Here is a 21427-nt window from a genome sequence, read left to right on the forward strand (position 1 = left end):
GGGCTCCGGTCTCGGAGTTGAAATTCCAAGACCGGAGCGGGGCTTTTTAACGACGTCGGCGGCCCCATACTTCATCGGTGCAAGAGCATACCGATCTAAAGTCGTATCGGCGGGTGGCCTCATCTGGGACGATAGGCTTATATGTCGCCTCCCGAGAGAGGAGGTCTCATGTCGCAGCCGCCAATGACCGAGACGCGATCCGGGATGGACCGCTCCGGCGCGATCACCTTCGACAGGACACTCAGGGGCCTCACCGGCGTCGCCGTCCGTGGCTTCCTCCTGTCCCTCGTCACCTTCGGCATCTACCGATTCTGGTACGTCACCGAATTGCGGCGCTACTTCTGGAACCGGACCGTCGTCGACGGCAGCCCGGCCGAGTATTCCGGGACCGGCAAGGAACTGTTCCTCGGCTTCCTCGTCGCCGTCGCCATCCTGATCCCCGTCTATGTCCTGATCTTCGTCGCGACGATCTCGGCGCCCTGGCTCGCGGCCTTCGGCAGCGTCCTGTCCTTCCTCATCCTCTTCGTCCTCGGCCAATTCGCGGTCTATCGCGGCCGGCGCTACCGGGCCTCACGCACCCTGTGGCGCGGCATCCGCCTTGGCCAGGACGGTTCGGCGATCACCTATGCGCTGATGGCCATCGGCTGGTCGCTGCTGACGCTCCTCACCCTCGGCCTCGCCTTCCCCTTCATGCGCGCGAGCCTGGAGCGGTACCGGATCAATCACACCCTCATCGGGTCGAGCCGGATGGAATCCACCGCGCGCGGGCGCTCGCTGCTGCTTCCCTGGCTGGCATTCTACGTGGTGGTTTTCCTGCCCATCGTCGGAGCGCTGCTCGCCTTCCTCGTGGCTACCGATTTCAACATTCCCGACGATCTGTTCGTCCCCAAGGAGGGGGGCAAACCCGGCGAGACGGAGTTCAACAGCGATTACGATGGCACGCCCATCGCCACGTTCGGGGCGCTCTTCCTCAGCACGATCGGCATCACGTTTCCCCTCGGGCTCCTGCTCATCCCCTTCTACCGGGCGCGGGAGACGCGGCTCTTCATGAACGCGGCCAGCCTCGGCTCCGTGCGCCTTTCGTCCACCCTGAAGGCCCGCCAGTTCTACTGGCCCTATTTCGTCTACCTTCTCTCCGTGATCGGCTTCGTCCTGATCCTCGGCCTCGTCATCGGCGGCGGCGGTCTGCTCCTGCAGACCCAGGGCATGGAGAGCGGAGCCCATTGGGCGGTGCTGTTCGGCATGGTGTTCGGCTATCTCGGCGGCGCGCTGTTCTTCGCCGTGCTTTATGTCCGGGTCATCACGGCGCGGCTCTGGGCGGCGGTCGCCACCACCACGGTGGTCGAGAATGCCGGCGGCCTCGATGCCGTGCTCGCGTCGAGCCGGCGGGTGGGCAGCGGCCTCAACGAGGGCCTCGCCGACGCGCTCGATGTCGGCGGCGCGCTCGAAGTGGGGTTCTAGTGCCGGCACATGCGGTCCACGGCACCTACTACGATGGCTTGAGCGCCAGGGCCCATCCGGTGACCCTGGTCCTCGAGGACAGCCTGGAGATCACCGGGCAGGACCTACGCCTCGCCTGGACACTCGCCGAGCTCGCGGCCGGCGACACGGCGGCCCCGCTCATGCGGGTCGGCCCGGCGGGACGTGCCGAGCGGGTCGAGTTCACCGACGAGGCCCTGGCCGCCGCGCTGAAGGATCGCTGTCCGGACCTGTACCGATCCGACCCCTCCGCCTCGGGCGGTCGCCTGCGCCTCGTCCTGTGGTCGATCGCAGCCGGGATCTCGGTGATCGGTCTGGCGATCTACGGCGTCCCGGCCATTGCCGTGCGTCTGGCACCCGTCATCCCGGCAGCGATCGAAGCGCGGCTCGGCGGCGCCGTGGACGGGCAGATCGGCAAGATCCTCGGCGACCCGCCGGTCTGCGACGATGCCCCGGCGCGGGCCGTCCTCGACCGCTTGATCGAGCGGATGACGGCGGATGGCGGCCTGCCGGTCGATCCGGCGATCAGCGTTCGCCGGCACGCCATCGCCAATGCCCTGACCTTGCCCGGTGGGCGGGTCGTCGTGCTGTCGGACCTCATCGACCAGTCCCGGACGCCGGACGAATTCGCCGGCGTGCTGGCCCACGAATTCGGCCATGTCGCCGCGCACGATCCCATGCGCGCTCTGCTGGCGGCGAGCGGAAGCTCGTTCCTCCTCAGCCTCGTGCTCGGCGACCTGACCGGCTCCACGATCGTCGTCGCGGTGGGACAGGCCGCCATCTCGGCCGGTTATTCGCGCGAGGCGGAGAACGCGGCGGATTCCTATTCGGTGGAGGTCATGCGCCGGTCGGGCGGGGATGCCACGGCGCTGGCGACGATCCTCGAACGCATCGCCAAGGACGACGAGAAGGGCGAGTTCGCGGGCCTGCTCCGCAGCCATCCCTTCACGAAGGAGCGCGCCAACCGCATCCGCGCGATGGCGGGCACGGAGACGGTTGGCCGGCGCATTCTCGACGAGACCGAGTGGGCGACGCTCAAGGGCATCTGCCGCGACGTGCCGGCCAAACCCGCGAAATAGGCGCCCGACCATGCCGGGCCTTTCCGCGCGCGAGTTACATCCGGAAACAAAATTCCCGGCCCGGCCCGCCGATTGCGGCGCGGCGTCACGGCTACAGATCACCTCGTGGCATGCGACGAACGTGGTACACCGGCCCGAACAGGTTTGCGCGGATACCGTATGGGCCTCGTCCAGTATGCTCTGAAGTTTCGCATCACGGTCTACGTCCTCGCGGTGCTGATGATGCTCGGCGGCGCGGCCTCGGTGATCGTGGCACCAAAGGACGTGCTGCCTACCGTGGATATTCCGGTGGTCGTGGTGGTGTGGACCTATACGGGCCTTTCGACCTCCGAGATGGAGCGTCGCATCACGACCTATGCAGAGTTCTCGCTCTCGAACAACGTCAACAACATCGCTCGGATGGAATCGACGACGCTGCAGGGCACCGCGATCCAGAAGGTCTATTTCGACCAATCGGTGAGCATCGATCTCGCCATCGCCCAGACAGTCTCGGCGATGAACTCGATCCGTTCGACCATGCCGCCGGGGGTGCAGCCGCCCATCGTCCTGCGGTTCTCGGCCTCCTCCGTCCCGGTGATCCAGCTTTCGCTCTCCTCTACCAGCGAGAGCCTGACCAAGGTCTACGATTACGCGCAGTACCGCATCCGCCAGCGCCTGACCCAGGTGCCGGGCTCGACGCTGCCCTCGCCCTTCGGCGGCACGCCGCGCCAGATCATGGTCGATCTCGACCTTCAGGCCCTGCGTGCTCTGGGCCTGACGGCGCTGGACGTCACCAACGCCATGACGGCGCAGAATCTCACCGTGCCCTCCGGCCTCGCCAAGATCGGCGAGCAGCAATACCCGATCCAGCTCAACGCCACGCCGGACGCCATCGAGGCGCTCAACCAGGTGCCGATCCGAGTGGTCGGCGGACAGCCTGTGCTGGTGCGCGACGTTGCCAATGTCCGTGACGGAGGCCCGCCGCAGGTCAACATCGTGCGGGCCGACGGCCTGAACTCGGTGCTGATGCGCATCTTCAAGAACGGCACCGCCTCGACGCTCGACGTCGTCAACAACGTGAAGAAGGCCCTGCCGGACATCCGCGCCGCCGCCCCGGAGGGAATGGCGCTACGGGAATTGTTCGACCAGTCGGTCTTCGTCTCCGCCGCCATTGAGGGCGTGATCCACGAGGCGGTCATCGCCGCCGCGCTCACCGGCCTGACCATCCTGTTGTTCCTCGGCTCATGGCGCTCCACCATCGTGGTGCTCGTCTCGATCCCGCTTTCGATCCTGACCTCACTCGCGATCCTCACGGCGTTGGGCGAGACCATCAACGTCATGACGCTGGGTGGACTCGCCCTGGCGGTGGGCATCCTCGTGGACGACGCGACGGTGGCCATCGAGAACACCTACCGGCTGTTCGAGGAGGGGGAGCCGTTCCGCAAATCCGTGGTGGAGGGCGCGGCCGGCATCGCCAAACCCGCACTGATCTCGACGCTCTCGATCTGCGCCGCCTTCGTCTCGGTCTTTGCCCTCACTGACACGCCGAAATACCTGTTCACGCCCCAGGCGCTCGCCGTCGTCTTCGCGATGCTGACCTCCTACGTCCTGTCGCGGACCCTGGTGCCGGTGCTGATCGACGTGCTGGTCGCGCGGGAATACGAGGAGCATCACGGCAAGGGCGGGCAGGCTCCGCGTCGGGGCCGCGTCGCCCGTGCGCTGGGCTGGCTGTTCGGACCGATCTTCCGCCTCGCGGGCTGGTTCCGGCAGGGATTCGAAGCCCGGTTCGCCCGCTTCCACCGCAGCTATCTCGGCCTGCTCCACGTGGTCCTGCGCCGCCGCGTCGTCACCCTCGCCACCGTGGCGGTGATCTTCGCGGGCACGGCAGGCCTGTTCGGCTTCGTCGGCCAGGATTACTTCCCACAGGTCGAATCGAGCCAGATGACGCTGCATCTGCGCACCCGTCCGGGCATGCGCATCGAGACGGCGGTGCAGACCTTCGCCGAAGTCCAGACCGTCGTCCGCGAGGTCATCCCCGAGGGCGAGATCGACCAGGTTCTCGACAATCTCGGCCTGCCTGCGAACAACTACAATTTCGCCTTCTCGGACGGGTCGTTCGTCGCCAACAACGACGGGCAGATGCTCATCAACCTGAAGGAAGGCCACGGCTCGGTCGCCGGCTACACCAAGCGATTGCGCGAGGTGTTGCGCGAGCGCTTTCCCGACCTGATCGTCTATTTCCAGCCCTCCGACATCATCACGCAGATCCTCAATTTCGGGACGCTGGCGCAGATCGACATCCAGGTCTCGGGTCGCAACACCGCCAAGGACCTCGCCGCCGCGCAGAACATCGTCCGTCGCCTCAAGGAGACGCGCGGGGCGGTGGACGTCCACCTCCACCAGATCGTCGGCACGCCGCAATTCTTCGTAGACGTGGACCGGCGCCTCGCCTCCGAGCTCGGCCTCACCGAGCAGCAGATCGCGCAGGGCCTCAACGTCTCCCTGTCGGGCTCCTTCCAGGTGACGCCGAACTTCTGGACCGACCCGAAGACCGGCATCCCTTACCAGCTCTGGGTCCAGACCCCGGAATATCGCAACGACAGCCTCACGGCGATCCAGAACACCCCGCTCCTCGTCAGCGGCAATTCCGATGCGCCGGGCGTGCTGACGCTGCTGTCGAGCGTCTCGACCATGCGCCGCGAGGGGTCGCAGACGGTGATCAACCACGTCAACACGCAGCCGACCTTCAATATCTACGCGGCGGTGCAGGATTCCGATCTCGGTTCGGTGGCGAAAGACATCCGCCGAATCGTCGAGGAGGAACAGAAGGCCCTGCCGGCCCCCGACAAGATCACCGTGCGCGGGCAGATCGAGAACATGCAATCGGCCTTCTTCCGCATGGGAATCGGCCTCTCCATCGCCCTGGTGGCGGTCTACTTGCTGATGGCGGTGAACTTCCAGTCTTGGGGCGACCCGCTCGTGGTGCTGGCGGCGCTCCCGCTCGCCTTCTGCGGAATCGTCGCGAGCCTGTTCATCACCGGCACGACCTTCTCGATCCCGTCGCTGTTCGGGGCGATCATGTCGGTGGGTATCGCATCCGCCAATTCCATCCTTCTCGTCACCTTCGCCAAGGAGCATCGGGAGGCCACCGGCTGCAGCGCCACCGAGGCCGCGCTCCTGGCGGGTGAGACCAGGCTGCGGCCCGTACTAATGACGGCGGGCGCGATGTTCCTCGGGTTGATCCCGATGGCCCTGGGGACGGGGGAGGGCGGCGAACAGAACGCGGCGCTGGCCCGCGCCGTGATGGGCGGCATCGCCGTCGGCACGCCATCGACCTTGCTCTTCGTGCCCTTCCTCTACACCCTCCTCAGGCGGGGCGAGGTCAAGCCGCTTCAGGATTACGCATGAGCGGGAACAGCCCTGGTGACGCGACCGATGGCGAGACCGAAACGGTGACGGCTCATGGTTCGAGTCATCGATCGGGGCGAGGCTCGGCGGAGATCCCGCCGCCGCCGGGGAAGGGGCCGTTCCTCGTCGCCGGGCTCATCGCCGTCGGCCTGCTCGGCTGGGGCGGGTACGGCCATTGGCAGAAGGCCGCCGCGGCGCAAGAGACGCAGCGCAAGGCGAGGGATTTCGTGCCGAAACTGCGGACCATCGCGGTGGAGCGGGCCGACCAGCCCATCGACATCACCCTGCCCGGACAGACCGACGCCTTCGCCAGGGCATCCCTCTTCGCCCGTGCCACCGGCTACATCGCAGAGCGCAGGGTCGATATCGGCACGCGGGTCAAGCAGGGCGACATCCTCATCCGCATCGCCGCCCCCGATCTCGACCAGCAGCTGGCGCAGGCCCAGGCGCAGGTCGGCCAACTCGAAGCCCAGCTGCTCCAGGCCAGGGCCATGGTCGATCAGGCGAAGGCCAACGTGAATCTCGCCACCGCCACCAACAGCCGCACCTCGACCCTCGCCGTGCAGGGCTGGGCCTCGAAGCAGAACGCGGACAATTCCCAGGCCAGCGTCCTGAGCCAGGGCGCGAGCCTCGCCTCGGCGGAAGCGGGGGTGAAAGTGGCCGAGGCCAACATCAAGGCGCAGCGCGCCACCGTGGACCGCCTGAAGGCACTGACCGGCTTCAAGGACGTGATCGCCCCCTTCGATGGTGTCGTGACCGCCCGTAGCGTCGATGTCGGCGATCTCGTCCAGGCGGACGGCACCGGCACCGCCCTGCTGTCCATGGACCGGGACGACGTCCTGCGCGTGGTCGTCAACGTGCCCCAGAATCTCGCCGTCGGGGTGAGTCCGGGCGTCGCCGCGACGATCAAGGTGCCGCAGATCCCGGACCGGACCTTCTCCGGCAAGGTCGAGCGAAGCTCCGTCGCCCTGCTGACCTCGTCCCGAACCCTGACCACGCAGGTGGACGTTCCCAACCGCGACGGCAGCCTGCGGCCCGGCCTCTACGTCTATGTGACGCTGAAGGTGCCGCGGACAGCGAGGAACACAGTCATCCCGGCCGAAGGCCTCGTCTTCAATCAGCGCGGCACCCAGGTCGCGATCTCTCGCGACGACGGCACGGTGGAATGGCGCGGCGTCCATATCCAGCGTGATCTCGGCACCACCATCGAGATCGACCAGGGGTTGGATGGGGGCGAGCAGATCGTCCTGAGCCCGCCCGTCGACCTGCGCGATGGGCAGAGGATGGAGCGCCAGGCACCCAAGCAGGAGGGAAAGCCGCTGAAATCGGCGGCGCGATAGCACCGGCTGGCCGGGGCGCAGGCCAGCCCAGCCGTCCGGCAGGTTCCGTCGAAGGCGGATGATGGCGTAGAGCCTCACCGTTCGGTGCGCCCGCTCGCGCCTCCCCCGGAACGCCCCACGATCATGCTCGACCGCCCCGCCTCGGACACTCTCGATCGCGCTCATGTGGCGGCGATGAGCGCCGCGATCACCTGTGTCGCGGTGGTCGGCATCGGCCTAAGCCTGTCGATCCCGCTCCTCTCCCTCGAGATGGAGCGCATGGGCGTGTCGAGCACGGTCATCGGCATCAATACGGCCCTGGCGGGTCTCGCCAGCATCGTCACCGTGCCGTTCGTGCCGCGTCTGGCCGCCCGGATCGGCGTCGTACGGCTTCTCATTCTCGCGATCTTCATCGGCGCGGCCTCCCTCATCGGGTTCAAGCTGCTCCACGATATCCGTTGGTGGTTCCCCCTCCGCTTCGTCTTTTCGGCGACGCTGGGCGTGCTCTTCGTCCTGTCCGAGTTCTGGATCAACGAGGTCGCGCCCCCGGCCCGGCGCGGCCTCGTCATGGGCATCTACGCGACGGTCCTGGCCCTCGGCTTCGCGGTGGGTCCGACGCTCCTCGTCCTCATCGGCACACAGGGCTACGCGCCGTATTGTGCGGGCGCCGCCCTGTTCCTGCTCGGCACCGTGCCCATCGCTCTGGCGCGCGGTCTCTCCCCCGAGATCGAAGGGTCCGGTAGTCGCGGTGTGCTCGGCTATGTCCGGCTGGCCCCCGCCGCCATCTTCGCGGCCCTCGTCTACGGTGCCGTCGAGACCGGGGGATTCGCCATCCTACCGCTCTACGGCCTGCGGATCGGGCTCGATGCGGAGAGCGCCGCCGGGCTCGTCAGTATGCTCGCTCTCGGCCACGTCCTGTTCCAGATCCCCTTCGGCCTCCTGGCCGATAGGTTCGACCGTCGCCGCCTCCTCCTCGCCTCGGCCCTGGGTGGCGCCATCGGCGCGGCCTTGATCCCGGCGGCGTCGGCATCCCCTTTCTGGCTCGCCATCCTGCTGCTGATCTGGGGCGGCCTGACCGGCACGCTCTACACGGTCGGCCTGGCCCATCTTGGGGCCAGCGTGCGCGGGGCCGAACTCGCCGGCGCGAATGCCGCCTTCCTGATTTTCTACAATGTCGGCCTGATGGTGGGGCCTCCGATCATTGGCGGCGGCATGGACCTGATGCCCCCTCAGGGCTTCGCCCATGCCATGTGCGGCGTGCTCGTCGCCTATGCCGGCCTCGTCCTGTGGCGGCTTCGGAAAACCGCCTCGGCCTTGACGAAGTGAGCCCGATGAGGCAATGACCGCGCGGAATTCAGCCGGTCCGTGCCGGCCATTTTGCGTTTCGCTCAAGCGGAATGCCGCCACCTTCAGGAGCACCGCGCCATGGCCAAGGCCGTCACCGTCAAGATCAAGCTCATCTCGACCGCCGATACGGGCTACTTCTACGTTACGAAGAAGAACTCCCGGACGCAGACCGAAAAGCTGTCCATGAAGAAGTACGACCCCGTCGTGCGCAAGCATGTCGACTTCAAAGAAACCAAGATCAAGTAAGCTTCGTCTCCCCTTCGAGACGGCATGAAAAAGCCGCCCTTTCGGGGCGGCTTTTTCCGTTCGTGGATGGGTCGTCTCGGTTAGAGCGAGGCGGTGGGGTAGGAGCGCACGCCGGTACGGTTGCCCGGGACCGTGGTGGCCTCGGACGGCGTGGCGCTCGGCGCGGTCCAGCCTTCGGCCTTCCAACCCTCTGCGCGCTCGGTCACGTTCACCGAGCCGTGCTCCTCGAGAACGTCCATCACCAGCGACGCGCGGGCATCGTCGGCCTTGACGGTCACGAGGGTACCGCCGCGACGCACGCCTTCGCTGTAGGTATGCGCATCGGCCTCGCTCAGACCGGCGCCGGTCAGGCCGCCGACGAGACCGCCGGCCGCGGCACCGATGCCGGCACCGGCGAGCGTCGTCACGAGCCAACCGGCGGCCACGACGGGACCGACACCGGGGATCGCCAGCAGGCCGAGGCCCGTCAGGAGGCCGGCCGCGCCGCCGAGGAGCGTACCGACGCCGGCGCCCGTCCCGGCACCGGTCGATGCCGTCTCGGCGGTGTCGGTGCGGGTATGATCGCCGGTCGCTACACGTCCGGCATGCCGGTCGTTCTCGTTGCTGCTGACGATGCTGATGTCGCTGTGGCTGATGCCCGAGGCTTCGAGCTTGGCGACGGCCTTGCTGGCATCGTCATAGGAATCGTAGAGTGCGGTAATGGTCTGGTTTGCCATGGGATCGTTCCTCTCACTGTATCGACAAGTCTGCGACGTCCGAGATGTCGCTACTGAGCAGCGACGTTGCCCTTGAAGTCGACGCCGACGGTGACAGGCTTCCCGTTGAGCGTTGCCGCCCCGCGCCAGATGCCCTTGTCGTCCTTCTTGAGTTCCTTGACGTCCTTGTAGCCGGCCTGTTCGAGGCGGCTCCGGGTCTGGCCCTCGGTGAAGCTGTTCGCGCCTTCTTCCAGCTTGGCGTTGGTCGCCGCCTGGGTGGTAGCGGGGTTCTTCGCATCGGGCTTGTCGGTGTTCGGGCGCGTCACGGATTCTTGGCCGCCAGACTTGGCGCTGGTCTCGGCATCCGTGGCGGGCTTGCCGGTCACGGTGGTCTGAGCATAGGCCGTGCCCGAGCCTAGAAGTGCCACAAACGCGAGTGTAGCCAGCTGATGTCGCATGTTATTCTCCCTCGATCGGACCTATTCAATCCGGAAGGAAGCGAAAGCGTTCCGTCGAGATGTCGCAACGCATCATCATGAAGCGTGGCTTTATCTCGAAGGGAAATTGATTTTTCTATTCGCCCTCTCCCGCACCTGTTCCATTTCGTTGGCTAGATTATTGTTCCATGAAATTAGGACAGCACCTTCGCTTGCTCGGGGAGAAGCGGTTACCAGTCTCTGGACGGCCGATCTCGACCGGCCCGATCCATGCCCTCAGTGACGAACCGAAGCGGCAGCGTTGAATTTCGCCGCGCGGCGATGACGGGCATCGTGTTCCTGCGATAGAGCGGACAGAACCAGCCCCGCGTTCCGCCAGGATCGCCGAACCTGCATCCGTCGCTGTGAGGAGCCTGCCATGACCGACGAATTCGACGTCGATCTGTTCGTCATCGGTGGTGGCTCGGGGGGTGTGCGCGCAGCACGCATCGCCGCCGGCTACGGCGCCAGGGTGAGTCTCGCCGAAGAGTACCGGATCGGCGGCACCTGCGTGATCCGCGGCTGCGTCCCGAAGAAGCTGATGGTCTATGCCGGGCGCTTCGCCGACGAGTTCGAGGACGCGGCCGGTTTCGGCTGGTCGGTGAGTGAGCCGCATTTCGATTGGAGCGTGCTGAAAGCGCGCCGGGACGCCGAGGTCTCGCGCCTCGAATCGATCTACGACACCAACCTCGAACGGATGAACGTCACGATCATCCCCGAACGGGCCGTCATCGAGGACGCGCATACGATTCGCCTCGTCGGCTCGGGTCGCCGCGTGCGGGCGAAGTACATCCTGGTGGCGGTGGGCGCGTATCCGGTGAAGGTGCCGGTCATTCCCGGCGGCGATCTCGGCATCACCTCGAACGAGGTCTTCGAACTCGAGACCCTGCCGAAGCGCATCCTCGTCATCGGAGGTGGCTACATCGCGGTCGAGTTCGCCAGCGTCTTCGCGCATCTCGGCTCGCGGACGACCCTGCTGCACCGGGGCGACCGCCTGCTACGCGGGTTCGACGATGAGGTCCGCGACGCCCTCGGCCTCGGCTATGAGAAGCGCCTGGATCTTCGGCTCAACCAGACGGTGGAGCGCCTCGAACGGGGTGAGGGCGGCATTGCCGCGACTCTCGGCGACGGCAGCGTCCTCGAGGTCGATCAGGTTCTCGTCGCCACCGGGCGCAGGCCGGCGGTCACCGGCCTCGGCCTGGAGGCCGTGGGGATCGAGACCGACGAGAGCGGTGCGATCCCGGTGGACGCCTTCTCGCAGACATGCGTGCCCTCGATTTACGCGGTGGGCGACGTCACCAACCGCGCCGCCCTGACGCCCATCGCCATCCGCGAGGGCCATGCCTTCGCCGACACCGTATTCGGCGGCAGGCCGTGGGCTGTGAACCACGAACTCATCGCCACCGCCGTGTTCTCGACGCCCGAGATCGGCACCGTCGGCCTCACCGAGGAGCAGGCGCGCGAGCGGTTCGAGACTATCGATGTCTACAAGTCGAGCTTCCGCCCGATGAAGGCGACGCTGTCCGGCAGCGCCGAGCGTGTCCTGATGAAGATCATCGTGGATTGCGCCAGCGACCGGGTGCTCGGCGTCCATATCGTCGGCCACGATGCCGGGGAGATCATCCAGGCCGTCGCCATCGCGGTGACGATGGGAGCGACGAAGGCCGATTTCGACAGGACCATCGCGGTCCATCCCACGGCCGGCGAGGAACTCGTCACCATGCGGGTCCCAGCCGTGACCAAGCGGCCGGAAGGAGTGGGTTAGAGCCGCACCCCGGAACAGGCACTCAGCACTGCCGTTGGGCTCTGAACCGATTCATCGGCAAAGGCCCAGCGAATGACCGACAAGATGGCGGAGCCGAAGATCGAGGCCTATGACGGGCCGGCCGGCGGCTGGGGCTCGGCGCAATCTCTCACCGAAATTCTTCTGCGGGAAGAGATTCCCGTCTCCGGCGCGGCGCTGCTGATGAAGCAGAACAAGCCGGACGGCTTCATGTGCGTGTCCTGCGCCTGGGCCAAGCCCGCCAAGCCGCTGACGTTCGAATATTGCGAGAACGGCGCGAAGGCGACGGCCTGGGAGCAGACCGCCAAGCGCTGCGGACCCGACTTCTTCGCCAAGCACACGGTGACGGAACTCCGCAGCTGGACGGATTACGCCCTGGAGGGGCAGGGCCGGCTCACGCATCCGATGCGCTACGACGCGACGAGCGATCGTTACGTGCCGGTCTCCTGGGAGGAGGCGACGGCGGCGATAGGCCGGGAATTGCGCGCCCTCGATCCGAAATCGGTGGTGTTCTACACGTCGGGCCGCGCCTCGCTGGAGACGTCCTACATCTACGGGCTCTTCGCCCGGATGTACGGCAACAACAACCTGCCCGATTCGTCCAACATGTGCCACGAGCCGACGTCCGTCGGGCTGAAGGCATCGATCGGCGTCCCCGTCGGGACGGTGGTGCTGGACGATTTCGAGACGACCGACCTGATTCTGTTCTTCGGCCAGAATGTCGGCTCGAACGCGCCCCGTATGCTGCACCAGTTGCAGGAGGCGCGGAAACGCCGGGTTCCGATCATCACCTTCAACCCCCTGCGCGAGCGCGGATTGGAGCGGTTCACCAACCCGCAATCGGTGGTGGAGATGGCGACAGGCCACGCCACCGAGATCTCGACCCAGTACCATCAGGTCAAGGCCGGTGGCGATCTCGCGGCGATCACCGGGATGTGCAAGGCGCTCATCGCAGCCGACCGGGAGGCGCTGAAGGTCGGGCGCCCCGGCATCCTCGACAGGAGCTTCATCGACGAACACACCCATGGGTTCGACGCCTTCGCGGCCTATTGCGAGTCACAGGATTGGGCGGCCCTCGAAGGCCGGTCGGGTCTCACCCGCGCTGCCATCGAGGCGGCGGCCACCGTCTATGCCCGCGCGCGTGCCGTCATCGGCGTCTACGGCATGGGATTGACCCAGCATCGCAAGGGCACGGAATCCGTGCAGATGCTCGTGAATCTCCTCCTCCTGCGCGGGAATATCGGGCGGAAAGGCGCCGGGCCCTCTCCGGTTCGGGGCCATTCCAACGTTCAGGGCCAACGCACGGTGGGGATCACCGAGAAGCCGGAACTCGCGCCGCTGGACATGCTGAAGGAGCAATACGGTTTCGAGCCGCCGCGCGAGAAGGGCCTCAACACGGTGGAGGCCTGCGAGGGCATCGTCTCCGGGGATGTGAAGGCCTTCGTCAGCCTCGGCGGCAACTTCGTCCGCGCCGTGCCCGAGACGGTGCAGATGGAAGAGGCGTGGCCGAGCATGCGCCTCACCGTGCAGATCTCGACCAAGCTCAACCGCTCGCACCTCATCAACGGCGAGGTCGCCTATATCCTGCCCTGTCTCGGCCGGATCGAGATCGACACCCAGACGAGCGGTCCGCAGGCGGTCTCGATGGAGAGCTCGACCTCGTGCTTCCATGGCTCGCGGGGCAAGACCAATCCGGTAAGCGAACAGGTCCGCTCCGAGCCATGGATCGTCGCCGAGATCGCCAAGGCGACCCTGGAGCCGAATCCAAACGTTCCCTGGGACGCATGGGTCGGTGATTATTCCCGCATTCGCGGGGCCATGGAGGCGACCTACCCCTCGGTGTTCCACAATCTCGAAGGCCGGATGTTCGAGCCGGGCGGCATCCACAAGCCCCTGGCCGCCCGCGAACGCCGCTGGGAGACGGAGACCGGCAAGGCCAATTTCACGGTTCCCGAGGGAATCGAGGCCGATCCCGACATGCCGCTGCGGAGCGCCGAGGCCCTCGACCTCATCACGTTGCGCTCGAACGACCAGTTCAACACCACCGTCTACGGCTACGACGACCGGTTCCGCGGCGTGAAGGGCACCCGGATGGTGCTGTTCATGAATGCCGCCGATATCGCCCGGCTCGGCTTCGCCGATGCCGAGATCGTCGATGTGACGACGGTCGCCGACGACAGGGTCCGTTCAGTGAAGGGGCTTCGCATCGTGGCCTACAACATCCCACCTGGGAATTGCGCGGGGTACTACCCGGAGCTCAATCCGCTCATCCCGCTCTGGCACCATGACGAGCAATCGAAGACGCCGGCCGCCAAGGCGATCCCGGTGACCATCGCCCGCTCGGCCTCGCCCCTCCAGGGTTGAGGTCGCCGCGTCCTCCGGCGCCTGGAGGTCGGTGATATAACGCTCTCTTGTTTCGAGCGGCTTCCGCGCTCCATAACGGGACATGGCACAGAACGACGACGCGCATGACCGGCGCCAGGCGATCATCGACCGAATGCTGGAACAGGCGCTGTTTCCGGACGTCGAGCGTCGCCTGCCGAGCCACGATGCCCTGCCGGAGGATATGCGCGAGACGGTGGACCGTCTTCTCGCCAAGGCCGAAGCGCAGCGTGCGCGCCGCCTGACCTACGAGGATCTGGAGGAGGCCCTGCCTCCGCGTGACGTGACGGCCGAGGATCTCGAAGCGATCTTCTGGATCCTGTCGGAGCATGGCATCGCCGTAGAGGACGGGGAGGGCGAGTAGCAACTTCCCCTCTAAACATACCGCAAAGCACGCGAAGCCTTGAGCCGACGACGGCCAATCTCCATCTCCGGGGTCGACCTTGGCCTTATCGGGCGGGACACTCTCGCGACTGGCGGAACTGGCCGGTGCGTATCCCTCGCTTCTCTACGAGAACCGCTCTATAAGCCCCGCTCTTCGCGAGGGATTCCCCTTTCGTGAAGCCGGCCGAGAGGTGGACGGGAGATCATCATGGGCGAGCGTTGGACATCGAAGACCGGTTGGACGCCGACATCCTGGCGCAACCTGCCGATCCAGCAGGTACCGGCCTATCCGGATGCCGCTGCGCTCCAGACGGTCGAGACCCAGCTCGCCAGCTTTCCGCCCCTCGTTTTTGCAGGTGAGGCGCGCAAGCTGAAATCGGCGCTCGCCCGCGTCTCCACCGGCGAAGCCTTCCTGCTCCAGGGCGGCGATTGCGCCGAGAGCTTCGACGAGCATTCGGCCGACAACATCCGCGATTTCTTCCGAGTCTTCCTGCAGATGGCGCTGGTGCTCACCTTCGCGGGCGGCTCGCCCGTCGTGAAGGTCGGGCGCATCGCCGGGCAGTTCGCCAAGCCGCGCTCCTCGTCCACCGAGACGATGGATGGCGTGAGCCTGCCGAGCTACCGGGGCGACATCGTCAACGGCATCACCTTCACGGAGGAGGCGCGCATCCCCGATCCGCGCCGGCAGTTGGAGGCGTACCGCCAGTCGGCGGCGACGCTCAACCTGCTGCGCGCTTTCGCGACCGGCGGCTACGCCAATCTCGAGAACGCGCATCGCTGGATGCTCGGCTTCGTCAAGGACAGCCCGCAATCCTCACGCTACCAGGATGTGGCGGAGCGGATGAGCGATGCCCTCGATTTCATGCGCGCCATCGGCATCAATCCCGAGACGCACCAGGAGGTCCGCACCACGGATTTCTTCACGAGCCACGAGGCGCTGCTGCTGGGCTATGAAGAGGCGCTGACCCGCGTCGATTCCACCAGCGGCGACTGGTACGCCACGTCGGGCCACATGCTTTGGGTCGGCGACCGCACACGCCAGGCCGACCATGCGCATATCGAGTATGCGCGCGGGATCAAGAACCCGATCGGGCTGAAATGCGGGCCGTCGATGACCTCCGAGGGGCTGATCAAGCTGATCGACCAGCTCAACCCGGAGAACGAAGCCGGCCGCCTGACCCTGATCTGCCGCTTCGGCGCGGACAAGGTCGGCGAGCATCTGCCCGGGCTGATCCGCACGGTGGAGCGTGAGGGCCGCAAGGTCGTGTGGGTCTGCGATCCGATGCACGGCAACACCATCGCGGCCGGCCGTTACAAGACGCGTCCGTTCGAGCGGGTGATGACGGAGATCGAAGGCTTCTTCGGCGTGCACCGGGCGGAGCGGACCGTCGCCGGCGGTATCCATCTCGAGATGACCGGCAAGAACGTCACGGAATGCACCGGCGGCGCCCGCGCGCTGACGGCCGACGACCTGCAGGATCGCTACCACACCTATTGCGATCCCCGCCTCAATGCGGAGCAGGCGCTGGAAGTCGCGTTCCTCACGGCCGAACTGGTGAAGCGCGAGCGCGCCGAGATCGTCCGCCCGCGCCTCGACGCCGCCGAGTAGCTGGCGCTCGTATCTACTAACGAAAAAGCCCTCTCCCCGGTCGGGGGAGAGGGCTTTTTACATGTCATGCCCGCCGAGGAGCCGACTCATCGGACTCGGCGGCACGTCCCGTTTCAATTCCGCTCAGTGCAGCCAGGACGTGAAGAAGTAGATCAGCAAAATGATCGGCAATGGGATACCGATCAACCACAACAATCCGCCTTTCAGCATCGTCATACTCCAGCTACATCATCGTTCGATCAACGGAATGTGAGCGGATACGGTTCCTGCGGCCGTCTACAGAACCTCCCTGACATGCTTGCCGCTCCGCTCGTAGAAGAACGGGATCGGCAGGTAGGGCGCGAACCCACCGGCGATCTGCAGCTCCAATTCGTCGAGGACGACGCGGGTGATCCGCGGCAGGTCGAGGTTCCGCGCCTCGGCGAAGCTCACCCAGGCGAGCTCCACCAGTTCGGATGTCGGCGTGACGATCCCCGGCTGCTCGGCCGCCACGGCTTTCCGGTCGATGGTGAAGAAGCGCGTATCGAACCGGCGCGCTCGGCCGGGGGGCGTAATCGCGCGCGCCACCAGGTGGAGCGATTCGAGGTCCGGCAGGATTCCGAACTCCTTGAAGGCCGACCAGCTTCCCTCGGGCGCGGTGTCGGGCGGTCCGTATTCCTTGGTGCCCAGGAAAAGTCCGGTCTCCTCCGAGGTCTCGCGGATCGCCGCCAAAGCGAGCGCTCGCCCGAGGGAATGCGAGGCGCGCGGCACGCGCTTGGCCAGGGCATCTTCCGCGCGCGTCGAGAGCGCTCCGGCGACGCTCATGCGGCGATCTCCGGGCTCGATCCTCCCGCCGGGGAAGACGAACTTGCCGGGCATGAAGGCGAGGCCGTCATGGCGCTTGCCCATCAGGAATTTGGGCTGGCGCGCCGTGCGGTCGATGATGATGAGGGTGGCCGCGTTGCGCGGCCGTAGGGTGGCCGGGCGCCGTCGAGGCTCAGAGGCGGCCGAGGCCGGGGGTAGGATTGTCGCTTGGTCCAAGCTGAACCTCCTCGGATCGCGCAATTGCCACGCTTGTCCCCGTCGGTAGCGTGGCAAAGCCTCCCATGCCAAGGGCGTACTGCAATCCGACCACCGCGCCCTTCACCGGCTGCAGCAGGGCAAGCGCCGATCCGAGGGTCACGATCGGCCAGAACGAGAGCTGAAACCACAACGGTACGTCGTAGTTCGTCTCGAGTTCGAGAATGAAGTAACCGACGATATGGCCGATGATGAAGATCACCACGTAGGGCGGAAGGTCGTCGGCGCGGTGGTGGTGGAATTCGAGCCCGCACGCGTCGCAGGAAGGACGGACCTTCAGGAACTTGCCGAAGAGATTGCCCTCGCCGCAATGCGGGCAGCGGCACAGGAAGCCACGCGCCATCGACTTGACGAGGCCGACACGCTCTCCGGGCAGGGTCTCGACGCTCTCGGTCATGGCGATCTACCTTCCGCTTCGGATGTCCAACGCCGCAACCTCATCGCCGAGGTTGGGGCTGGGAAGACCAGTTCCGATGAGGCCCGATCCTACACGAGCCGCCCTAGCGGCGCGACCCGCGGTGGCGCGACCCGGTGTTGCGGATGCCGGCAGGCCTGCCGGGCGGGCCGGCCTTGTGGAAGCTCGGCGAGCGCGGAGTTCTCGTCCCCCCGGCTCCCGGCCTCGTCTGGCCTTCGGAGAGCAATTCGAAGCGCAGCGCTCCGGCCACGGCCGCCGCCTCCACCAGCCTCACCTCCACCCGGTCGCCGAGGCGATGGGTCTCGCCGCTGCGCGAGCCGACCAGGGCATGCCGCGCCTCGTCGTGGTGGTAGAAATCGTTGCCGATGGTGGAGATCGGCACGAAGCCGTCGGCACCGGTCTCGTCGAGCTTGATGAAGAGCCCGGCGCGGGTGACGCCCGAGATCTGGCCGGTGAAGGTAGCACCGACCCGGTCGGCGAGATGATGCGCGATGAGCCGGTCGATGGTCTCGCGCTCGGCCGCCATGGCGCGACGCTCGGCGGCCGAGATCTGCTCCCCAATCTGGTCGAGAGCGCCCACCGTCACGTCGGAGGACAGGCCGTCCGGGCCGAGGCGGCAGGCGGCGATCAGCGCCCGGTGGACGATAAGATCGGCATAGCGCCGGATCGGCGAGGTGAAATGGGCGTAGCGCCTGAGATTCAGGCCGAAATGCCCGAGATTCTGCGCGGCATAGACGGCTTGCGCCTGCGAGCGCAGCACGACCTCGTTGATGAAGATCGCGTGCTCGGTCTCGGCCACGGAGCCGAGGATCCGGTTGAACAGGGCGGGGCGCAGGGCACCTTCCTTGGGAATCTTGATGCCGATGGAGGCGAGAACCTCGCCGAGCGCGCGCATCTTCTCCAGGGCCGGCTCGTCATGGACGCGGTAGATCAGCGGCTGTTTCGCCTGTTCCAGGGTCTCGGCGGCGGCCACGTTGGCCTGGATCATGAACTCCTCGATGAGCCGGTGCGCGTCGAGGCGGGCCGGCACCACGACCCGGTCCACGGCCCCGTCCGGCGTCAGCAGCACCTTCCGCTCCGGAAGATCGAGGGCGAGGGGGCCGCGTGCCTCGCGCGCCGCCGTCAGGGCCGCGTAGGCGGCCCAGAGCGGGCGCAGGATCGGTTCCAGCAGCGGCGCGGTCGTCTCGTCGGTGAATCCGTCGATGGCCGCCTGCGCCTGGGCATAGGACAGCTTGGCGCACGAGCGCATCATCACCCGGTGGAAGCTGTGGCGCTTCTTCACGCCGTCGGGGCCGATCACCATGCGCACCGCGATGGCCGGCCGATCCTCCTTCTCCCTCAGCGAGCAAAGGTCGTTGGAGATGCGCTCCGGCAGCATCGGCACGACGCGGTCCGGGAAATAGACCGAGTTGCCGCGCAACAGCGCCTCGCGGTCGAGGGCGGAGCCGGGACGGACATAGGCGGCCACATCGGCGATGGCGACGGTGACGACGAAGCCGCCCTGATTGGCCTCGTCCGGGTCCGGCACCGCCATCACAGCGTCGTCATGGTCCTTTGCGTCGGGGGGGTCGATGGTCAGGAGAGGCTCGGCGCGCCAATCCTCACGGCCCTTCATCCCCACCGGCTCCACCGCGTCGGCCTCGGCCAGAGTGTCGGCGGCGAAGACGTGGGGAATGTGGTGGAGATGCAGGGCGATGAGGCTCACGGCACGCTCCGAGCCGAGCGACCCGAGGCGCTCGGTGACGCGCCCACGCGGCAGGCCGAACCGGCTCTCGCTCACGAGGCTGACGCTGACGAGGTCGCCGTCCCGCGCCTCGCCTTCCTCGCCGGCCGGGATCGCGATCTCGCGGCCCTGCGCCCGCTTCTCAACGGGCACGATGCGCCCGCCATCGGGGCCGGAGCGGTAGACGCCGAGCACCTCCGCCTTGTTCTTGCCGATCACCTTGATGACACGGCCGGAATAGCGCCCGCTCTCGCCGGGAATGAGTTCGACGCGCAGAAGGGCGCGGTCCCCGATACCGGGGGCTGCGCGGCCCGGCTTCTTGCCGCTGCGGGGTGAGGAGACCAGGATCTTCGGCGGGGGGCCCTTCGCATGGTCCCATTCCACCGGAACGGCGAAGAAATCGCCATCGCGATCCCGCGACTTGATATCGGCCAGCGTCACCGGCGGAAGCCGGCCGGGCGGCACCAGCCCGGCGCGCCCGCGCTCGATCTCCCCTTCCTCCTCGATCTCCTTGAGGATGCGCTTCAAGCCGATGCGATCGGAACCCTTGATGTTGAACGCCGCGGCGATCTCGCGCTTGCCGACCTTCTCGGTCGCCTGCGCGATGAAGGCGAGAATCTGCTCGCGGGAGGGAAGGGCGCTCTGCCCGGGGTTGGGATTGATGCGTCTGGCCAAATGTCTCTGGGCTCGAACTCGTATAACGCGCCGCTCATGTCTTGGCGGCGAGAGGTCGAAAGGCCTCAGGCTCGGGCCTTTCCACATCCGTTAACATGGGACCGCGCGAGGCCGGGGGCAATGTTCTTCCGTTGTTCATCAACCGGTGGACGCGGAACCGACGATCCGCTCCACCCCGGCATCGATGTCGAAACCCGGGTCGGTGATGTCGGCGAGGCTGAACGGGCAGGCGACCGGCAGCGTGAACGAGACCCGGGTCTCCGAGGCGCGAAGCTCGGGGGCCTCCGCCTCGCGAACGGCCAAGGTCCAGATCCCGTCGATCTTCAACCCCGCCACTGCCGATGGGTCCGAGGCGATCACGGCATGGACGCGCCTCGCCTCGTCACGCCAGCGAAGACTCGCCGCGTCGTCGGAGATCAGCGCCGCCTTCACGAGGTCGGCGAGAAGGGTCTGAAGAATCGTCATCTTTGCTGCGGCCTCCGGCATCGTGGAGGGTCGACGCGCAAGACCCGCGCCGGACCTCGCATCGGCGGGTTCCCGGCACGGAGCACCACCCTCAGAGCCTGTTTGAGTCGCTTTTCCAACGCTCTACCTCATCCTGAGGTGCGGCGCAGCGGCCTCGAAGGAGGCTTTCAGAAATCGCCCGAGCACTGGAGGCCTCCTTCGAGGCCCGCTGATGCGGGCACCTCAGGATGAGGCTGTCTGCTGGGATGCTCGGCTCTGGCGTGAGCATCCGCCGAGAAATCCAATCGAACAGGCTTTCAATACGGGGTGCCCTTGGCGCGCTGCGTCTTCAGGGCCTCGGCATGCCAGACCAGCTCGTCGAGGAACCGCTTGGCGGCCTTCGAGAGCCATTCCTCCTGCGGAACGCCCTCTTCGTCGAGCGCCTTGTGGATCCGGGGAATCGGCAGCAGCGACGCGATGCTCGGAGCGCCGAGCTCGGCCATCATCGCCCTGAGCTGCATCGCCGCCCGTACGCCGCCATATTGGCCGGCCGAGTAACAGACGATGGCCGAAGGCCGCCAGAAATACTCTTCGAGGAAGTGATCCAGCGTGTTCGAGAGGGCCGGTGGGATCGAATGGTTGTACTCGGCCGAGACCACCACGAACGCATCCGACCGGCGGTAGAGCGTGGCGAGGTCCTCGAGCACCGGAGGCGCCTCGCCCTTGGGATATTCCTTGTACATCTTGTCGAGGAGCGGCAGCTTCAACCCGGCCGGGTCCACCAGCGGAGCCTCGATGCCGCGTTCCTGCAGGCGCGCCACGAGGAAGCGCGCCGCGCGCAATCCCTGGCGTTCGCTGCGGACGGAACCGAGGATAACGGGGATCACGAGGGACATGGCACTGCTCCGGCAAAGATGAACGCGGG

At 66.6% G+C, this 21427-nt stretch carries 17 protein-coding genes; 10 read left to right on the forward strand and 7 right to left on the reverse strand.

Annotated features, from left to right (window positions below; translation table 11 throughout):
- The first annotated feature begins 168 nt into the window (after positions 1-168).
- The 6 genes from ACYQML_RS12580 to rpmG all read left to right on the forward strand — a co-directional run bounded on the left by ACYQML_RS12580 (position 169) and on the right by rpmG (position 8857).
- Positions 169-1461, forward strand: a complete 1293-nt coding sequence (locus tag ACYQML_RS12580; protein ID WP_461233000.1) for a YjgN family protein — start codon at positions 169-171, stop codon at positions 1459-1461.
- A complete protein-coding gene (locus ACYQML_RS12585) occupies positions 1461-2558 on the forward strand; it encodes a M48 family metallopeptidase (protein WP_461233001.1) in 1098 nt (365 codons plus the stop codon). Before ACYQML_RS12580 ends, ACYQML_RS12585 begins: the two co-directional genes overlap by 1 nt.
- Positions 2559-2717: 159 nt before the next feature.
- Positions 2718-5945, forward strand: coding sequence for an efflux RND transporter permease subunit (locus ACYQML_RS12590; protein ID WP_461233002.1), 3228 nt, complete (start codon positions 2718-2720; stop codon positions 5943-5945).
- The gene (locus tag ACYQML_RS12595) at positions 5942-7285 is read left to right on the forward strand and encodes an efflux RND transporter periplasmic adaptor subunit (RefSeq protein ID WP_461233003.1); all 1344 of its coding nucleotides are present in this window, start codon (positions 5942-5944) and stop codon (positions 7283-7285) included. The genes ACYQML_RS12590 and ACYQML_RS12595 overlap by 4 nt, the downstream gene beginning before the upstream one ends.
- A 123-nt stretch (positions 7286-7408) precedes the next feature.
- Complete coding sequence (locus ACYQML_RS12600; RefSeq protein ID WP_056430246.1) at positions 7409-8590, forward strand: MFS transporter; 1182 nt, start codon at positions 7409-7411, stop codon at positions 8588-8590.
- A gap of 99 nt (positions 8591-8689) precedes the next feature.
- Entirely contained in the window at positions 8690-8857 is a 168-nt protein-coding gene (gene rpmG / locus ACYQML_RS12605) for a 50S ribosomal protein L33 (RefSeq protein WP_056255359.1), read from the forward strand.
- 80 nt (positions 8858-8937) lie between these two features.
- Here rpmG and ACYQML_RS12610 read toward each other — a convergent pair whose 3' ends face one another.
- Both ACYQML_RS12610 and ACYQML_RS12615 read right to left on the reverse strand, forming a co-directional pair.
- Complete coding sequence (locus ACYQML_RS12610) at positions 8938-9573, reverse strand: general stress protein (protein WP_056453977.1); 636 nt, start codon at positions 9571-9573, stop codon at positions 8938-8940.
- Positions 9574-9623: 50 nt separating this feature from the next.
- Positions 9624-10010, reverse strand: a complete 387-nt coding sequence (locus ACYQML_RS12615) for a hypothetical protein (RefSeq protein ID WP_056430254.1) — start codon at positions 10008-10010, stop codon at positions 9624-9626.
- Between the two features lie 397 nt (positions 10011-10407).
- On the opposite strand from ACYQML_RS12615, the gene gor reads away from it, so the two are divergent.
- From gor to ACYQML_RS12635, 4 genes are all read left to right on the forward strand, one after another.
- Positions 10408-11793: a glutathione-disulfide reductase gene (gene gor / locus ACYQML_RS12620; RefSeq protein WP_461233004.1), complete on the forward strand. Its 1386-nt coding sequence runs from the start codon at positions 10408-10410 to the stop codon at positions 11791-11793.
- Between the two features lie 84 nt (positions 11794-11877).
- Complete coding sequence (locus tag ACYQML_RS12625) at positions 11878-14175, forward strand: FdhF/YdeP family oxidoreductase (RefSeq protein ID WP_461235720.1); 2298 nt, start codon at positions 11878-11880, stop codon at positions 14173-14175.
- A gap of 82 nt (positions 14176-14257) precedes the next feature.
- Complete coding sequence (locus ACYQML_RS12630; protein WP_056430260.1) at positions 14258-14557, forward strand: RNA polymerase sigma factor region1.1 domain-containing protein; 300 nt, start codon at positions 14258-14260, stop codon at positions 14555-14557.
- Between the two features lie 228 nt (positions 14558-14785).
- Positions 14786-16186, forward strand: a complete 1401-nt coding sequence (locus tag ACYQML_RS12635) for a class II 3-deoxy-7-phosphoheptulonate synthase (protein WP_461233005.1) — start codon at positions 14786-14788, stop codon at positions 16184-16186.
- Positions 16187-16462: 276 nt separating this feature from the next.
- On the opposite strand, the gene ACYQML_RS12640 is transcribed toward ACYQML_RS12635, so the two are convergent.
- From ACYQML_RS12640 to ACYQML_RS12660, 5 genes are all read right to left on the reverse strand, one after another.
- The gene (locus ACYQML_RS12640) at positions 16463-17206 is read right to left on the reverse strand and encodes an NUDIX hydrolase (RefSeq protein ID WP_461233006.1); all 744 of its coding nucleotides are present in this window, start codon (positions 17204-17206) and stop codon (positions 16463-16465) included.
- Positions 17163-17642, reverse strand: coding sequence for a DUF983 domain-containing protein (locus ACYQML_RS12645; RefSeq protein ID WP_461233007.1), 480 nt, complete (start codon positions 17640-17642; stop codon positions 17163-17165). The genes ACYQML_RS12640 and ACYQML_RS12645 overlap by 44 nt, the downstream gene beginning before the upstream one ends.
- A gap of 103 nt (positions 17643-17745) precedes the next feature.
- Positions 17746-20058 (reverse strand): ribonuclease R, encoded by a 2313-nt coding sequence (gene rnr / locus ACYQML_RS12650; protein ID WP_461233008.1) that lies wholly within the window; start codon positions 20056-20058, stop codon positions 17746-17748.
- Between the two features lie 138 nt (positions 20059-20196).
- Positions 20197-20523, reverse strand: a complete 327-nt coding sequence (locus ACYQML_RS12655; RefSeq protein WP_461233009.1) for a hypothetical protein — start codon at positions 20521-20523, stop codon at positions 20197-20199.
- Between the two features lie 296 nt (positions 20524-20819).
- Positions 20820-21398, reverse strand: coding sequence for an NADPH-dependent FMN reductase (locus ACYQML_RS12660; protein WP_461233010.1), 579 nt, complete (start codon positions 21396-21398; stop codon positions 20820-20822).
- Between the last annotated feature and the right edge of the window lie 29 nt (positions 21399-21427).

This window comes from Methylobacterium sp. CM6244 (genome assembly GCF_054817885.1).

Excerpts from the sequence above, each read along its gene's own strand:
- ACYQML_RS12580 (WP_461233000.1), top strand. The coding sequence starts at position 169 with ATGTCGCAGCCGCCAATGACCGAGACGCGATCCGGGATGGACCGCTCC.
- ACYQML_RS12590 (WP_461233002.1), top strand. The coding sequence starts at position 2,718 with ATGGGCCTCGTCCAGTATGCTCTGAAGTTTCGCATCACGGTCTACGTC.
- ACYQML_RS12595 (WP_461233003.1), top strand. The coding sequence starts at position 5,942 with ATGAGCGGGAACAGCCCTGGTGACGCGACCGATGGCGAGACCGAAACG.
- ACYQML_RS12600 (WP_056430246.1), top strand. The coding sequence starts at position 7,409 with ATGCTCGACCGCCCCGCCTCGGACACTCTCGATCGCGCTCATGTGGCG.
- rpmG (WP_056255359.1), top strand. The coding sequence starts at position 8,690 with ATGGCCAAGGCCGTCACCGTCAAGATCAAGCTCATCTCGACCGCCGAT.
- ACYQML_RS12610 (WP_056453977.1), bottom strand. The coding sequence starts at position 9,573 with ATGGCAAACCAGACCATTACCGCACTCTACGATTCCTATGACGATGCC.
- ACYQML_RS12615 (WP_056430254.1), bottom strand. The coding sequence starts at position 10,010 with ATGCGACATCAGCTGGCTACACTCGCGTTTGTGGCACTTCTAGGCTCG.
- gor (WP_461233004.1), top strand. The coding sequence starts at position 10,408 with ATGACCGACGAATTCGACGTCGATCTGTTCGTCATCGGTGGTGGCTCG.
- ACYQML_RS12625 (WP_461235720.1), top strand. The coding sequence starts at position 11,878 with ATGGCGGAGCCGAAGATCGAGGCCTATGACGGGCCGGCCGGCGGCTGG.
- ACYQML_RS12630 (WP_056430260.1), top strand. The coding sequence starts at position 14,258 with ATGGCACAGAACGACGACGCGCATGACCGGCGCCAGGCGATCATCGAC.
- ACYQML_RS12635 (WP_461233005.1), top strand. The coding sequence starts at position 14,786 with ATGGGCGAGCGTTGGACATCGAAGACCGGTTGGACGCCGACATCCTGG.
- ACYQML_RS12645 (WP_461233007.1), bottom strand. The coding sequence starts at position 17,642 with ATGACCGAGAGCGTCGAGACCCTGCCCGGAGAGCGTGTCGGCCTCGTC.
- ACYQML_RS12655 (WP_461233009.1), bottom strand. The coding sequence starts at position 20,523 with ATGACGATTCTTCAGACCCTTCTCGCCGACCTCGTGAAGGCGGCGCTG.
- ACYQML_RS12660 (WP_461233010.1), bottom strand. The coding sequence starts at position 21,398 with ATGTCCCTCGTGATCCCCGTTATCCTCGGTTCCGTCCGCAGCGAACGC.